19 protein-coding genes are annotated in these 14,997 nt (G+C 61.3%); 9 read left to right on the top strand and 10 right to left on the bottom strand.

The window, feature by feature from the left end:
• Window positions 1-42: 42 nt before the first annotated feature.
• Entirely contained in the window at window positions 43-324 is a 282-nt protein-coding gene (locus tag NMB38_RS00290; RefSeq protein WP_027913266.1) for a YheV family putative zinc ribbon protein, read from the bottom strand.
• Window positions 321-2,408: an oligopeptidase A gene (gene prlC / locus NMB38_RS00285; RefSeq protein ID WP_345956477.1), complete on the bottom strand. Its 2,088-nt coding sequence runs from the start codon at window positions 2,406-2,408 to the stop codon at window positions 321-323. Before prlC ends, NMB38_RS00290 begins: the two co-directional genes overlap by 4 nt.
• A 66-nt stretch (window positions 2,409-2,474) precedes the next feature.
• Here prlC and NMB38_RS00280 point away from each other — a divergent pair, with 66 nt between their 5' ends.
• Window positions 2,475-3,023: a gamma carbonic anhydrase family protein gene (locus tag NMB38_RS00280; protein ID WP_023532446.1), complete on the top strand. Its 549-nt coding sequence runs from the start codon at window positions 2,475-2,477 to the stop codon at window positions 3,021-3,023.
• Between the two features lie 74 nt (window positions 3,024-3,097).
• The gene (locus tag NMB38_RS00275; protein WP_028687751.1) at window positions 3,098-3,754 is read left to right on the top strand and encodes an HAD family hydrolase; all 657 of its coding nucleotides are present in this window, start codon (window positions 3,098-3,100) and stop codon (window positions 3,752-3,754) included.
• 26 nt (window positions 3,755-3,780) lie between these two features.
• Here NMB38_RS00275 and NMB38_RS00270 read toward each other — a convergent pair whose 3' ends face one another.
• Complete coding sequence (locus NMB38_RS00270) at window positions 3,781-4,872, bottom strand: aminopeptidase (RefSeq protein WP_494354867.1); 1,092 nt, start codon at window positions 4,870-4,872, stop codon at window positions 3,781-3,783.
• A gap of 66 nt (window positions 4,873-4,938) precedes the next feature.
• Here NMB38_RS00270 and NMB38_RS00265 point away from each other — a divergent pair, with 66 nt between their 5' ends.
• Both NMB38_RS00265 and NMB38_RS00260 read left to right on the top strand, forming a co-directional pair.
• Window positions 4,939-5,352 (top strand): PA0061/PA0062 family lipoprotein, encoded by a 414-nt coding sequence (locus NMB38_RS00265; RefSeq protein WP_027913270.1) that lies wholly within the window; start codon window positions 4,939-4,941, stop codon window positions 5,350-5,352.
• A 57-nt stretch (window positions 5,353-5,409) separates the two neighbouring features.
• On the top strand, window positions 5,410-5,823 hold the full coding sequence (locus NMB38_RS00260) for a PA0061/PA0062 family lipoprotein (RefSeq protein WP_023532343.1): 414 nt from the start codon (window positions 5,410-5,412) through the stop codon (window positions 5,821-5,823).
• 29 nt (window positions 5,824-5,852) lie between these two features.
• Here the strand turns inward: NMB38_RS00260 and NMB38_RS00255 are convergent, their stop codons facing one another.
• Both NMB38_RS00255 and NMB38_RS00250 read right to left on the bottom strand, forming a co-directional pair.
• Entirely contained in the window at window positions 5,853-6,086 is a 234-nt protein-coding gene (locus NMB38_RS00255) for a DUF1161 domain-containing protein (protein ID WP_027913271.1), read from the bottom strand.
• Window positions 6,087-6,157: 71 nt separating this feature from the next.
• Entirely contained in the window at window positions 6,158-6,583 is a 426-nt protein-coding gene (locus NMB38_RS00250) for an OsmC family protein (protein ID WP_027913272.1), read from the bottom strand.
• 151 nt (window positions 6,584-6,734) lie between these two features.
• Between NMB38_RS00250 and NMB38_RS00245 the strand changes: the two genes are divergently transcribed.
• Window positions 6,735-7,739, top strand: coding sequence for an LLM class flavin-dependent oxidoreductase (locus NMB38_RS00245; protein WP_059183497.1), 1,005 nt, complete (start codon window positions 6,735-6,737; stop codon window positions 7,737-7,739).
• A 123-nt stretch (window positions 7,740-7,862) separates the two neighbouring features.
• Here NMB38_RS00245 and NMB38_RS00240 read toward each other — a convergent pair whose 3' ends face one another.
• Together NMB38_RS00240 and NMB38_RS00235 are read right to left on the bottom strand one after the other, a co-directional pair.
• On the bottom strand, window positions 7,863-8,084 hold the full coding sequence (locus NMB38_RS00240; RefSeq protein WP_023532365.1) for a DUF1161 domain-containing protein: 222 nt from the start codon (window positions 8,082-8,084) through the stop codon (window positions 7,863-7,865).
• 101 nt (window positions 8,085-8,185) lie between these two features.
• On the bottom strand, window positions 8,186-8,401 hold the full coding sequence (locus NMB38_RS00235) for a dodecin (protein WP_490805769.1): 216 nt from the start codon (window positions 8,399-8,401) through the stop codon (window positions 8,186-8,188).
• A gap of 150 nt (window positions 8,402-8,551) precedes the next feature.
• Between NMB38_RS00235 and NMB38_RS00230 the strand changes: the two genes are divergently transcribed.
• Window positions 8,552-8,875 (top strand): ElaB/YgaM/YqjD family protein, encoded by a 324-nt coding sequence (locus tag NMB38_RS00230; RefSeq protein ID WP_023532474.1) that lies wholly within the window; start codon window positions 8,552-8,554, stop codon window positions 8,873-8,875.
• Here NMB38_RS00230 and NMB38_RS00225 read toward each other — a convergent pair.
• Complete coding sequence (locus tag NMB38_RS00225) at window positions 8,872-9,768, bottom strand: LysR family transcriptional regulator (protein ID WP_494354866.1); 897 nt, start codon at window positions 9,766-9,768, stop codon at window positions 8,872-8,874. The genes NMB38_RS00230 and NMB38_RS00225 overlap by 4 nt on opposite strands.
• Before the next feature lie 108 nt (window positions 9,769-9,876).
• On the opposite strand from NMB38_RS00225, the gene trpB reads away from it, so the two are divergent.
• Window positions 9,877-11,094: a tryptophan synthase subunit beta gene (gene trpB, locus NMB38_RS00220; protein ID WP_023532832.1), complete on the top strand. Its 1,218-nt coding sequence runs from the start codon at window positions 9,877-9,879 to the stop codon at window positions 11,092-11,094.
• Complete coding sequence (gene trpA, locus NMB38_RS00215; protein ID WP_027913275.1) at window positions 11,091-11,900, top strand: tryptophan synthase subunit alpha; 810 nt, start codon at window positions 11,091-11,093, stop codon at window positions 11,898-11,900. Before trpB ends, trpA begins: the two co-directional genes overlap by 4 nt.
• Window positions 11,901-12,066: 166 nt before the next feature.
• Here trpA and NMB38_RS00210 read toward each other — a convergent pair whose 3' ends face one another.
• The gene (locus tag NMB38_RS00210; RefSeq protein ID WP_023532452.1) at window positions 12,067-12,405 is read right to left on the bottom strand and encodes a DOPA 4,5-dioxygenase family protein; all 339 of its coding nucleotides are present in this window, start codon (window positions 12,403-12,405) and stop codon (window positions 12,067-12,069) included.
• 55 nt (window positions 12,406-12,460) lie between these two features.
• Window positions 12,461-13,360: a choline sulfate utilization transcriptional regulator gene (locus tag NMB38_RS00205; RefSeq protein WP_059183499.1), complete on the bottom strand. Its 900-nt coding sequence runs from the start codon at window positions 13,358-13,360 to the stop codon at window positions 12,461-12,463.
• Window positions 13,361-13,468: 108 nt separating this feature from the next.
• On the opposite strand from NMB38_RS00205, the gene betC reads away from it, so the two are divergent.
• Complete coding sequence (betC, locus tag NMB38_RS00200; protein ID WP_027913278.1) at window positions 13,469-14,986, top strand: choline-sulfatase; 1,518 nt, start codon at window positions 13,469-13,471, stop codon at window positions 14,984-14,986.
• Window positions 14,987-14,997: the final 11 nt, after the last annotated feature.

Genomic DNA, 14,997 nt, shown 5'->3' with positions numbered 1-14,997 from the left:
CAGCCGCCACCGCCCGGGCCTTGCACCCGGGCGGTGCGGTGGTCAATCGGCCGGTTTCTTCAGCTTCGGATTGGGAAAGAACTGCACGGTCTGCACTTTCGCCGCTGCCGGCTTGGGCGCTTGTTGGTTGACCCGCGTGCCCAGTTCACTGGGTACCGACAAGCCCTGCTCATTGAGCGTATCGGTAAAACCACACGCCACGCACTCGCGGTGCGGCACACCGTCTTCGTTCCACATCGTCAGCTTGTCAGCTTCACTGCACGCCGGGCATACCGCGCCGGCGATGAAGCGCTTCTTGGTCTTGTTCACGGCATCCTCGCTCATGCTGCCGATTCTTCGGCCAGACCGCTGTGGCGCAGCAAGGCGTCAATGGACGGCTCGCGACCGCGGAAGTCGACGAACAATACCATCGGCGCACGCGAGCCGCCGCGTGCCAGCACCGCTTCGCGGAACGCCCGGCCTGTTTGGGCATTGAACACGCCTTCTTCCTCGAACCGCGAGAAGGCATCGGCCGACAACACTTCAGCCCATTTGTAGCTGTAGTAGCCTGCGGCATAACCGCCCGCGAAGATGTGCGCAAAGCTGTTGGGGAAGCGGTTATAGGCCGGTGGGCGCATGACCGACACTTCATCGCGCACCCCTTCGAGCACCTGCAGTACCGTACGGCCGTCACCGTGGCTGGCGTGAAGCTCAAAGTCGAACAGCGAGAACTCGAGCTGGCGCACCATCATCATGCCCGACTGGAAGTTCTTCGCAGCCAGCATCTTGTCCAGCAGGTCCTGCGGCAGCGCCTCGCCAGTATCGTAATGGCCGGAGATCAAGGCAAGGCCTTCGGGCTCCCAGCACCAGTTCTCCATGAACTGGCTGGGCAGTTCTACCGCATCCCATGCCACGCCGTTGATGCCGGACACTCCAGCGTGGTCGATGCGGGTCAACAGGTGGTGCAAGCCATGGCCGAACTCATGGAACAGCGTCGTGACCTCGTCATGGGTCAGCAAGGCAGGTTTGCCCGGCGCGGCAGGGGTGAAGTTGCACACCAGGTTGGCCACCGGGCTTTGCAGTGTGCCCTGCGCCGTTACGCGACGGTCACGCGCACCGTCCATCCAGGCACCGCCACGCTTGTTGGCGCGGGCATAGAGGTCGAAGAAGAAACGCCCCACATGCTGGCCGTTCTCCTTGATCTCGAACAGGCGTACATCCGGGTGCCAGGCATCGAACTGCTTGAGCTCGTTGATCTCGATGCCGTACAGGCGCTGCACGATGCTGAACAGGCCGCCTAGCACCTTGTCGATGGGAAAGTAGGCGCGCAGTGCTTCCTGGGACACGCTGTAGCGCTGCTCTCGCAGCTTCTCGCCAAAGTAGCTGGCATCCCAACTGGCCAGCTCGGGACAACCCTGTTCGGCAGCATAGGCCTTGAGCTGGGCCAGATCGCGGGCGGCGAAGGGCTTGGAGCGCTTGGCCAGATCGCGCAGGAAGCTCAACACCTGGTCGCTGGACTCGGCCATCTTGGTCGCCAGGCTGAGCTCGGCGTAGTTTTTGTAGCCCAGTAATTCGGCAAGCTCCTGGCGCAGATCGAGAATCTGCTGCATCACCGGACCGTTATCGAACTGCCCCGCGTTCGGGCCCTGATCCGAAGCGCGGGTACAGTAGGCCGCATACAGCTCTTCGCGCAGCGCGCGGTCGCTGGCGTAGGTCATCACCGCGTAATAGCTGGGGAACTCTAGCGTGATCAGCCAGCCCTCGAGGTCCTTGGCGGCGGCAGCGGCGGCCATCTGGGCCTTGGCCGAGTCGGGCAGGCCGTCGAGCGTGGTTTCGTCGGTGACGTGCTTGCTCCATGCCTGGGTGGCATCCAACAGCTGGTTGGAGAAACGGCTGCCCAGCTCGCTGAGTTTGCTCTGCACCTCAGCGTAGCGCTGCTGTTCTGCGGCGGGCAGGTCGATGCCCGACAGGCGGAAGTCGCGCAATGCATGTTCAAGGATGGTCTTTTGCGCCACATCGAACGAGGCAGCTTCAGGGCTTGCAGCCAGTGCCTGGTAGGCATCGAACAGCGCGCGGTTCTGCCCAAGCTCCGTGGAGTAGGCACTCAGCGCTGGCAGGCAGGCCTCATAGGCTTCACGCAACGCTGGGCTATTGCACACCGCATTGAGGTGGCTCACCGGGCTCCAGGCGGCCCCGAGGCGGTCGTTCAGTTCGTCCATGGCCAGCACCAGGCCTGCCCATGTAGGCGCTGCGCCTTGTTCTTCAAGAATCCTGGCAATGGCTTTACGGTTGTCGGCCAGGATCGCTTCGATCGCCGGCAGCACGTGCTCTGCACGGATTTGCGAGAAGGGCGGCAGATCGTGGGATTGCAGAAGCGGGTTGTTCGCAGTCACGGTTTGGATACCTTGGCAGAAGAAACACAGCCCCATCTTAATTACAATCGACGCCGACCGCAGCAGGCAGCCAGCCTATCGGCACACATGAGGAACACTATCATGGCCATTCGAAGCTTCCAGCAACACCATCCCAAGCTCGGAGCGCGGGCCTTCGTCGACCGCTCGGCGGTGGTACTGGGCGATGTGGAGATCGGCGAAGACAGTTCGGTCTGGCCATTGGTGGTCGTGCGAGGCGACATGCACCGCATCCGTATCGGCGCGCGGACCAGTGTGCAGGACGCCAGTGTGCTGCACATCACCCACGCCAGCCCGTTCAACCCTGATGGCTTTGCGCTGATCATCGGTGACGAAGTCACCATCGGGCACAAGGTCATGCTGCACGGCTGCACATTGGGCAACCGCATCCTGGTCGGCATGGGCAGTACCGTCATGGACGGCGCCATCGTCGAGGACGAGGTGATCATTGGCGCCGCCAGCCTGGTGCCACCGGGCAAGCGCCTGGTCAGTGGCTACCTGTACATGGGCAGCCCAGTCAGGCAGGTCCGGTTGTTGAACGACCAGGAACGTGCCTTCTTCGCCTACAGCGCTGGCAACTATGTGAAGCTCAAGGACCAGCACCTGGCCGAGGGCTTCGATCAGCCAGACTGATCGTTTTTCCACAGCCATGCGGGCACGGCTTGCCCGCCAGCATGCGGCGCAGCACTCAAGCGGAAACCTTCCCTATGCACCAGCAAAACATTCTGTTCGACCTTGATGGCACCCTGACCGACCCACGCCTGGGTATCACCCGCTCCATCCAGTACGCCTTGGCGAAACTGGGTATCGACGAGCCAGACCTCTCACGCCTTGAACACTTCATCGGCCCGCCGTTGTTGCAAGCGTTCATGCAGTTCTACGGTTTCGACGAAGCCAAGGCCTGGGAGGCGGTCAACTTCTACCGTGAGCGCTTTCGCGTCACGGGCCTGTACGAAAACCTGGTGTTCGACGGGGTGCCGCAGCTGCTCGAGACCCTCAATGGCCAAGGCCGCACGCTCTACATAGCGACTTCCAAGCCGTGGGAATTCGCGCGCGAAATTGCCCGCCACTTCGCCTTCGATCAGCATTTCAAAATGATCTACGGCAGCGAGCTGGACGGTACGCGAACCAACAAGGTCGAGCTGATTCGCCACTTGCTGGACGAAGAAGGGCTGGACCCGGCGCACACGCTCATGATCGGCGATCGCAAGCATGACCTGATCGGAGCCCGTAGCAACGGTTTGCAGGCCGTGGCAGTAGGGTATGGGTTCGGAAGCCGCGAGGAACTGATGGCAGAAACGCCGGCGTTCCATTTCGCCTCCCTGGCCGAGATGCACGAGGCGTTCAACAGGCAACCTCGCTGAAGGGCTGGGCAACCGGCTAGCGCGACCTAGCCCTTGGGCATCAACCCTTGCAAGGCTGCAGTACGCGCTGCGAGGGGCAATGAAGCCAGTTGCCCGACGCGCTCATAAAAGCGTTCCCAGTCACCTTCGACCTGGCGAAACAAAACCGAAAAAGCAGGCACCCACTGGTCGTACAGTCCGAATGGCAGCAATTTCGCATTGTTCATCGGCCCATAGACCCAAGCGTCGTAACGCCTGTCGCCTCCCCATGGGCCATCGCGCAGCGAATGGTAATCGCGCCGCAACCGCTCGAACTCGGCCCGCTTGGCCAAGCGCTTGGTTTGATCATCGGTGGGCGCCGCATAAAGGGCCTGTAGCCGTGCCCGCGTGGCCAGCACCAAGCGAATGAACTGCTCGCGCTGCGGACCATGGTCGTCGCCGGTGGCCGCCAGCCCACGGCTGAGCCGCCATTGCCGCGTGCCTTGCTGCTCCACGAACGACGCGAATGACTCGTTGAAGGCCGTATCGTCTTGCACATAGACACGCTGATGAGCCAGCTCGTGAAAGATCAGTGTGGCCAGGCGCTCTTCACCCCAGCCCATCATCGATGACAGGATGGGGTCATCGAACCAGCCCAGGGTCGAATAGGTTTCAACGCCGCCCACATAGACGTCAAGGTGCTGCTGGCGCATCAACGCCGCTGCACCCCGTGCTGCGCCCTGACGATAATAGCCGCGGTAAGCCACGCACCCGGCAATGGGAAAACAGTGGGTGACTGACTGAAGCGACAACTCGGGGGTGGCGAAAACATTCCACACGACGTAGGGGCGGCCCAAGTCGGCGTACATCGTGTAGCTTCGGTTGTCGGGCAATTTCAGCTGCTGGGTGGCGAACGCTCGCGCTTGTTGGGCGTACTCCAGCCGAGCGCGCAATGGCACAGACGTGGCAGGATCAGCCATCACCTTCGTCACGGGCCGACGCGCCTGCAGCAGCTCCCACTGGCCGGCTGCCAGCTGGCCATAGTAGCCAGCGCTGCTGCAACCGTTGAGCAGCGCGGCGACCAGTAGCGGAACAAACCGGGTGAAAACACGGTCGAGTGCCCCAGGGTCTGAGCGCTGCGCAAGCACTATTCCAAGCATCGTTTACCGTCTTATTCGCTCAACCCCATTCGCCTAAAGATTATCGTGCCGAAGGGGAGTTTCGCCATGCGCGCATTGTGGGTTACCGGTTCCTTGCTGCTGACAACGGCCTGTTCGACATTGCCCGACCCCGACCCCTCTCAGGCGTGGGTCGACCTTGAACCAGGCCAGCAGACCTCCCTGGACGCGGTGAAAGTCGACGCACGCGACTGGGACGACAACCGTTATTTCCAGGTACCGCCTGGCAACCATGAGCTGACCGTGCGCTATCAATTCCCGGTGGCGCCCAGCAACATCGGTCCCGTCGACGCCCCGCTATGGCGTGATTGCCAGGTCAAGGTAGCCTTCAAGGGCTTCGATGCTGGCGAGCGTTACCAACTGCAGGCTGGCAGCATCGGCTTCCGTCCCTGGATCAAGCTCTATGATCAGCAACAGAAACTGGTCAGCCAGGGCGAACCGGCAGGCTGCCAACGGACGTAAAGCATCCAAAACAGCGCTATGCTTGTCACATATTCACTGCAAGTGGAAAACCCTGCCATGCGCCAGCCCATGATGCTGATCGCCCTCAGTGCACTGGGAGCTTGTGCCAGCCCCCTACCGCCCAAAGATCCCAAACAGGCCTGGGTAGACCTATACACCATGACACCCGGCAGGGTCATCATGGCCGATCGCCTCGATGGCAAGCGCCTGGACGATGGCCGTTATTTTCAGGTGACGCCCGGCAAGCACGAACTGATCGTACGTTTCGACTATGAGATCTACGCGGGCGGGTTCTCTACCGACCCCAGGGACCGTACGTGCTACCTGACGGTGCGTTACGATCACTTCGAGGCAGGGGAGCGTTATCGGCTTGAGGCAAGAGCGCCGGTGATGGAGCCACAGGTGCTGCTGTATGACTCAGCCAGGACCGTGGTCGTCAACGAACCTAGCAGGGTCTTCTGCATTCCTTAGGTTTTCTTAATGACCCGCTGTTGGCAGGCTTACTGATCATTCTTCTGATAAATGATCTTGCGGGCACCGCCATCGCAGCTGCCGACCACCATATTAGGGTCCTGCACTTCGCTGTTGGGCACGATTTCAAGGGTATAGGACGGCACGCCCTGGGCCTGGATCTTGGCCTCGATTTCTGCCTTCAACTCCTCGCATGGCTTGATTGCTGCCAGTGCCGAAGTTGTCATCAGGGAGACCAGTAAAGTTGTAGCGATGCGAATCATGGGCGGCTCCAGTAAAGGCAGCGAGGCTGCCGGGTTTTCAGATTACCGCAAACCGCCCACGGCTGGAGCGATCAGCTTACCAGCTTGGCATCCAGGGTAATGTCGGCGTTGAGCACCTTGGACACGGGGCAGCCTTGCTTGGCCTTATTGGCGATTTCCTGGAACTGCTCTTCGCTCGCCCCTGGTACCTTGGCGCGGAGCACCAAGTGCACTGCGGTGATGGCAAAACCATCGCTTTGCTTGTCCAAGGTGACTTCTGCCGCTGTGTCGATACGCTCGGGCGTCAGCTTGGCTTCGCCCAGCATCATCGACAGCGCCATCGAGAAGCACCCAGCGTGGGCGGCGCCGATCAGTTCTTCCGGGTTGGTGCCCGGCGTATCTTCGAAACGGGTGTTGAACCCATAAGGATTGTTCTTGAGCGCGCCGCTTTCAGTGGAGATCTGGCCCTTGCCGTCCTTGAGACCACCTTCCCAGATTGCCGATGCTGTCTTCTTCATGATGCCTCCCGGTCATTGGTTAAGTACCTATCTATTCAGAGGCTGGTAGCCTGATGAGAGTTCAGCTCAATCCGACAGGGGACATTGAATCCAACGATTGCGCCCATACAGAGTCAAAAGGCCTCAGGCCAACCATCATTGCGGAGGCTTCATGACGCAGTTGCGAAATCTGAAAATATCCACCCTTGATCTGGTGCCAGTGCGCGCCGACCAAGGGCCCGCGCAATCACTGCGCAATTCGCTGGACCTGGCGCAACAGGTCGAGCGTTTCGGTTACAACCGTTTCTGGGTAGCCGAGCACCACAACATGGACGGCATCGCCAGCTCGGCCACCTCAGTGCTGATCGGTTACCTCGCAGGCGGTACATCGCGTATCAGGGTAGGTTCCGGGGGCGTCATGCTGCCCAACCACGCGCCGCTCGTTGTGGCCGAGCAGTTTGGCACCCTGGCCAGCCTCTACCCCGGCCGTATCGACTTGGGCCTGGGCCGCGCTCCAGGGTCCGACCAGATGACCGCCCATGCACTGCGCCGCGACCGCGCCGGCAGTGCGGATGATTTCCCGGATGACGTCGAAGAGTTGTCGCGCTACCTGGGCCCACGCACCGATGATCAGAAGGTGATTGCCGTACCGGGATACGACACCGAAGTGCCTATCTGGTTGCTGGGCTCTAGCTTGTTCAGTGCCCAGCTGGCCGGCATGCGTGGTATGCCCTATGCCTTCGCATCGCATTTTGCGCCGCGCTACATGCACGAGGCCATTCGGGTCTACCGCAACCACTTCAAGCCCTCTACCACGCTGGACAAGCCCTACGTCATGCTCGGCATCCCCATGGTAGTGGCCGAGACCGATGAGAAAGCCGAGTACCTGGCCACGTCGGTTTATCAACGCATCCTGGCCCTAATTCGCGGTCAGAGCCTGATGCAGAAGCCCCCGGTAGAAACCATGAATGGCTTGTGGTTGCCGCATGAGCGCGATGCAGTGGGCAGCTTCATGGGGCTGGCGATGATCGGGAGCCCAGACAAGGTCCGTGCCAAGGTCGACGTGTTGCTGGAGCAGACAGGGGCCGATGAACTGATCTTTACCTGCGACCTGTACGAGCACGCAGACCGGATACGCTCCTACGAGTTGCTGGCTCAGGCACTGCAGCCAGCCTAGCGGTTGAGCAGGGCGCGCCGTGGAGCGAAACTGGGCTGGGCTGGCCTCTTGATGGGTGGCCGGTAGCCGAGCAAACGGCCGTATGCCCGAACCCCGTGGTCAACCCACGGGGTTCGGTGGCCCTTAGTTGCGGCTGTAAACGATTTCCTTGGTACCGCCTTCACAACTGCCCACCACCTTGCCAGCGGGATCACCCTTGTCCACGACCGTCAGCGTGTAATTTTGCACGCCCTTGGCATCGAGCTTGGCAGCGATTTCCGCTTTCAGCTCTTCGCACGGCTTGCCGGCCGCCATCGCGCCGCCCGCCAGGGTCATCAGGCCCAACGCCAGAACCACTTTGTTCATCACTTGCTTTCCTTGTGCAGATGAAATCGCAAAAGGCGCCCATCAGGCGCCTCGTCTAAGTCTTACCCCATCGCGCCAGGCACATCCAGCCCGGACCTGTATCAGCTGTTGGTGATACGGAAGCCGACCTTCAGGGTCACCTGGAAGTGCTCGACTTTGTTGTCGCGAATATGGCCGCGGGTGCTGACGACTTCGAACCACTCCATCATCTGCACGCTTTTGGAGGCTTCGGCCAGGGCATTCTGGATTGCATCTTCGATACCGGTGGTGGAAGAACCTACCAGTTCGAGCATTTTGTACGTGTGGTGTTCGGACATGTGTTGACTCCTTGGATGGCGATAACGTTGAGCCTAGCAGCGCAGTGCTGGTTTACCTGCGAGCAGGCGCAGCGGCAGAAAGTTCGATCGCACTTTCGCTTCGCTTGATAGTCGCACTCTCTAGAGCCCATAACGCGAAGGAGAGTCAACATGCCCCGCAACTCGCTGCGTAAAACATCACTGGAAAGCATGGAAGCCGAGATCGAGAGCCTCCTGAAGAGCCTGGAAAGCCTCAAGAACGACGCCTCCGAGGAATCCCAGAAGTCCCTCAAGGCTATCCGCAGCAATGCCGAGACGGCCCTGAAGCACTCGCGCAGCCTACTGAGCGACGCTTACGAAGAAGTCAAAGACCGCACGGTCAAGACCAGCATCGCTACTCGCGACTATGCCCAGGAACACCCCTACACCACCGCTGGCGTGGCAGTAGGCGCACTGGGCCTGCTGGCTGCCTACCTGCTGTGCAAGCGCAACTAAACGCTCTGCCCAGCCAACTCGGCGCGTAACCACTGCGCCAGCTGCTCGGCGCGCCCATCCGCGGCGCGCCGTGGCACCCACAGCGCCAACGCTGCAGGCGTTGCGCTAAAGCCCCATGGCGCGATCAGGCGCCCTGCACGCAAGTCATCGGCCACCAGTGGCTCCGGCGCGATGGCCACCCCCAATCCTGCGACTGCGGCTTCCAACAAGTAATACAGGTGCTCGAACGACTGCCCATACTTTACTGCCTGGGCATCGAGGTCATTGGCCAACGCCCAGGTAGGCCAGGCTTGCGGGCGCGAGGTGGTGTGCAGCAAGGATTCTTCCAATAGCTGGCTGACAGCCGCTTTGCGCAGTCGCCCAGCGCCCTCGAAGTGCGGGCTGACGACTGGACCGATACGTTCCTGCGCCAGTACATGAACCTGCATGTCCGCTGGCCACGGCGGTTCGGCATAGACCAGCAACGCATCCAGCCCAGGGCGACGCGGGTCCAGGTCACCCTCACCGGCAGAAAGATGCAGGCGAAGCTCAGGCAAGTCGGCATTCAGCCGTCCCAGGCGCGGGATGAACCAACGCGCCAGCAAGCTTCCGGAACAGCCAAGCACGAAAGGGGCGTGCTCCACTTCGCGGGTCAGCTCCCGGCATACCCCACGCAGCCGATCAAAGACCTCACCACTGACGTCACGCAACCTGGCGCCTGCATCTGTGAGTTTGACACCTCGCCCATCCTTGGCGAACAGGGCCAAGCCAAGGTGCGCTTCGAGCGCTTTGATTTGCCGGCTAACTGCGCCGTGGGTGACGTGCAGCGCCTCGGCTGCCTGGCTGACGCTGTTGAGCCGGGCAGTTGCCTCGAAGGCGCGCAACGCATTGAGAGGAGGGAGATCACTGGCCATTACGTGTGAGTTTTCCTGACAAGTCAGAGCAATCTTATCGGTTTTCATCGGGGCAGGTCATGGTTACAGTAAAGCCCATCACTCATTCGTTATGCCTTGGAGCGTCTCATGACCCAGTCCCAATATCGCCCCGGCCCCGATGCCAATGGCCTGTTCGGCTCGTTCGGCGGCCGCTACGTGGCCGAAACCCTGATGCCACTGGTACTGGACCTGGCCCGTGAATACGAAGCGGCCAAGGCAGACCCTGCATTTCTCGAAGAGCTGGCTTATTTTCAACGCGACTACATCGGCCGTCCCAACCCGTTGTACTTCGCCGAGCGCCTGACCGAGCACTGCGGTGGCGCCAAAATCTACTTCAAGCGCGAGGAACTCAACCACACCGGCGCGCACAAGGTGAACAATTGCATCGGTCAGGTATTGCTGGCCAAGCGCATGGGCAAGAAGCGCCTGATCGCTGAAACCGGTGCCGGCATGCATGGCGTCGCTACCGCCACCGTGGCGGCGCGTTTCGGGTTGCCTTGCGTGATTTACATGGGCGCTACCGACATCGAGCGGCAGCAGGCCAACGTGTTCCGCATGAAACTGCTGGGCGCTGAAATCGTGCCGGTCACCGCTGGCACCGGCACCTTGAAAGACGCCATGAACGAGGCTCTGCGCGACTGGGTCACCAATGTCGACGACACCTTCTACCTGATCGGCACCGTGGCCGGCCCGCACCCCTATCCAGCCATGGTCCGGGACTTCCAGTCGATCATCGGCAAGGAAACCCGCGCCCAGATGCAGGAAAAGGAAGGCCGCCTGCCGGACAGCCTGGTGGCATGCGTGGGTGGCGGGTCCAATGCCATGGGCCTGTTCCACGAGTTTCTCGAAGAGCCGAGCGTTCAGATCATCGGTGTCGAGGCGGGCGGGCACGGCGTGCAGACCGACAAGCACGCAGCCAGCCTGAACGGCGGGGTACCTGGGGTACTGCACGGCAACCGTACCTACTTGCTGCAGGATGCCGACGGCCAGATCACCGATGCCCATTCGATCTCTGCAGGCCTGGACTATCCGGGCATCGGCCCCGAGCACGCCTACCTGCACGAAGTGAAGCGGGTCGAATACGTCAGCATCACCGATGACGAGGCCCTGGATGCCTTCCACGCATCCTGCCGGCTCGAAGGCATCATTCCAGCGCTGGAAAGCGCCCACGCGCTGGCCGAAGCCATCAAGCGCGCTCCGTCCTTGCCCAAGGACCACCTGATGGTGATCTGCCTGTCGGGGCGCGGAGACAAGGATATGCACACCGTCATGAACCACATGGCCGCCCAGGAGAAACAGGCATGAGCCGTCTTGAACAACGTTTCGCCGAGCTGAAAACCGAAGGCCGCGCAGCACTGGTCACCTTCGTCACCGCAGGTGATCCAGGCTATGACGCCTCGCTCCAGATTCTCAAGGGCCTGCCGGCGGCAGGTGCCGACGTGATCGAACTGGGCATGCCATTCACCGACCCCATGGCCGATGGTGTAGCGATCCAGCTGGCCACCCTGCGCGCGCTTGAGGCTGGGCAGACCCTGGCCAAGACGCTCCAGATGGTCCGCGAATTCCGAGTGGATGACCAGACCACGCCGATCGTGCTGATGGGTTACTACAACCCGATCCACCGCTTTGGCGTGGAAGCGTTCGTGGCCCAGGCCAACGAAGCCGGTGTCGATGGCCTGATCATCGTCGACCTGCCACCTGAGCATGACGACGAACTGGCCAGCCCGGCCCAGGCTGCGGGTATCGACTTCATTCGCCTGACGACCCCGACCACCGACGACGCGCGCCTGCCCCGCGTGCTGCAGCGTAGCTCCGGCTTCGTCTACTACGTGTCGGTGGCCGGTGTGACCGGTGCAGGCTCGGCGACTACCGAACATGTGACCGAAGCCATTGCACGCTTGCGTCGCCATACGGATTTGCCGATCAGTGTAGGGTTCGGCATTCGCACCCCCGAGCAGGCGGCCAACATCGCCCGCCTTGCCGACGGTGTGGTGGTAGGCTCGGCCCTGGTCGACAAGATTGCCCACGCGCAGAACCCCGGTCAGGCGGTAGACGATGTGTTGAGCCTGTGCTCGGCGTTGGCAGAAGGGGTGCGTGGCGCTCGGCGCTAACCGATGGTTGTCGCTTCAAGGGTTGCTCGGTGCCCGAAGCTATCCTGGGACTGCTTTGCAGTCCCAGGATTTCAACTTTCCACAGAGGTTTCCGGACACGCTCCGCGACTCATCGGCGCCAGTCCGGCGCCCCGGCAAGAACGTTCCTGAGATTGGGATCGCCCAATCAACGCCCTTCGCCAAAGCCCGACAAGTCCAGAGGCCGCAACGCTCCCATCCAGATCGCATGATCGCGGTGGTCTGCCAGCTCATCCCCGGTCAGCGGGTGCAGAAACACCACCAGCCCCTTGCGGTGCAGCGCCAACCAGGGCAGCACCACGCCAATGAGCTCCGGCTCGAACGCCAACTGGCAGCTCCAGTCGGGATGCGGCCCAACCGCCCTGGTGTGCATACGCCCCATGACGACCGGGAACAGCGCCGCTGCCTCCTCGCACAAGGCTCGCGCCTGCTCAAGGGTCGAGGCATCGTAGTACACGTGGGCGTGATAACCCTTGATTCTCTGCACAGCTACTCCTGATGTGCGTCGATTCTGACAACATGCCACAAGCGGGCCCAGCATCTCAGAGGCTACGCTCGTGCTCAAGCCAATCCACGAAGCGTCCGATCAACGCCCCGCGACGCTTGCGCGGCGGCAGTACGGCGTAATAGCCACGCGCCGACCGTAAGCTGCCCTCCAACGGTCGACACAACAACCCTTGATCGACCAGCCCATCCACCAGATGCCGCCAGCCAATCGCCATGCCCTGGCCCGCGATGGCAGCCTGGATCAACAACGTGTAGTTGTCGAACCGTAGCTGCCCCGCAGGCGGTGCGCTGGTCACCCCTAAGCCGCGAAATACACCTGCCCAGTCGAACCACCGGCTGGCCTGTTCACCCTTGAGATGCAGCAGCGGCAAGCGCTGCAAGGCCGCAGCAGACAAGGGTTTGCCATGGATCAGACGAGGGCTGCATACCGGGAAAACTTCCTCGTCGAACAGCCAACGGCTCTCGCCTTGATGAAAACGCCCATCGCCGAACAGCACCGCCACGTCGATATCCGGGCGCAACATGCCTTGGCTTCGCTCACCTGTCACCAGGCTCACATCGACCTGAGGATACGCTTCATGAAAGCGCTGCAGTCGGGGCATCAACCAGAACGCAGCGAATGCAAAATCCGTTGCCACCTGCAGGACTTCACGCTGTGTGCGCCCGCTTGCGCGGGCCACGCCATCGTCCATGGTGTGCAGCCCCTGGCCGACATATTCCAACAACACCTGGCCCGCTTCGGTCAGCTCGATGCCCCGGTAGATACGGTCGAACAGCCGCGTGCCCAGCTGCGCCTCCAGGCGTTTTATCTGCTGACTGATCGCCGGCTGCGTGGTGCCCAGCTCCAAGGCAGCTGCCGTAAAGCTGCGCAAGCGCGCGGCGGCCTCGAACACGCGCAACGTATCCAACGACAATCCCGCAAGGTGCTCGAACATAAGCCTGGCTAATCCCACACATTGCCCGACAGGGGCTTTACCCCCGTTATGCACCGCCTCATCGTGGTAGGCAAGCATTCCGCATAACCTTCAACGATGGAAGCTTGCATGAAACGCCCTAATATCCTGTTCATCATGGCCGACCAGATGGCAGCGCCGCTGCTGCCCATCTACGCTGACTCACCCCTTCAAATGCCTCACCTCACTCGCCTGGCCGCTCAGGCCGTGGTGTTCGATTCGGCTTACTGCAACAGCCCGCTGTGCGCGCCCTCGCGCTTCACCCTCGTCAGCGGTCAGCTCCCCAGCCGCATTGGGGCCTATGACAATGCAGCAGATTTCCCCGCCGATATCCCCACCTACGCCCATTATCTGCGCCGCCTGGGTTACCGAACGGCACTGTCAGGCAAGATGCACTTCTGTGGGCCTGATCAATTGCACGGCTACGAGGAACGCCTGACCAGTGATATCTACCCGGCCGACTACGGCTGGGCCGTGAACTGGGATGAGCCTGACGTGCGACCAAGCTGGTACCACAACATGTCCTCGGTGCTGCAGGCAGGGCCATGCGTGCGTACGAACCAGCTGGATTTCGACGAGGAAGTAGTGTTCAAGGCGCGTCAGTATTTGTATGACCATGTCCGTGAAAACGACGGCCGTCCGTTCTGTCTGACAGTGTCCATGACCCACCCCCACGACCCTTACACCATTCCCAAACGCTACTGGGATCGCTACGAAGGTGTGGATATTCCGTTGCCCAGGCACACCGATAGCCAGGCGTCACTCGATCCCCACTCCCAGCGATTGCTCAAGGTCTACGACCTTTGGAACAAACCGCTTCCTGTGGACAAAATCCGCGATGCTCGGCGGGCCTACTTCGGCGCATGCAGCTATATCGACGACAATATCGGTCAATTGCTGCAAACCCTCGAGGAATGCAACCTCGCCGACGATACTTTGATCGTGTTCTCGGGCGACCATGGCGACATGCTGGGTGAGCGTGGCCTCTGGTACAAGATGCACTGGTTCGAGATGTCAGCCCGTGTACCGCTACTGATCCATGCCCCGCAGCGCTTCGCGCCCGGACGCGTGAGTGCGTCCGTCTCGACCTGCGACTTGCTGCCCACCCTGGTCGAGTTGGCAGGTGGGGCTGTGGATAAATCCCTTCACCTGGATGGCCGCTCTCTGCTTGGTCATTTGCAAGGGCAGGGCGGTCACGACGAGGTCATTGGTGAATACATGGCCGAGGGTACCGTCGGCCCGCTCATGATGATTCGCCGTGGTTCCTACAAGTTCGTGTACAGCGAGGACGACCCCTGTCTACTCTATGACCTGAGCCGCGACCCGTACGAGCGGGAGAATCTGGCTACCAGCCCGGATCATCAGGCATTGATGCAGGCGTTCGTCACCGAGGCGCGCCAGCGCTGGGACATACCCGGCCTGCGCCAGCAAGTGCTGGCCAGCCAGCGACGTCGCCGTCTGGTGGCCCAGGCACTGGCCATTGGCAAGTTGAGCAGCTGGGACCACCAACCTTGGGTGGACGCCAGTCAGCAGTACATGCGCAACCACATCGATCTTGATGACCTTGAGCGCAAGGCACGTTATCCACAGCCCGCCCCACTGGATTGAAAAGAGAGCCC

Source organism: Pseudomonas sp. FBCC-B35 (assembly GCF_059133755.1).
The sequence above is the reverse complement of the archived record's forward strand: the minus strand, read 5'-3'. Positions and strand labels throughout refer to the sequence as shown.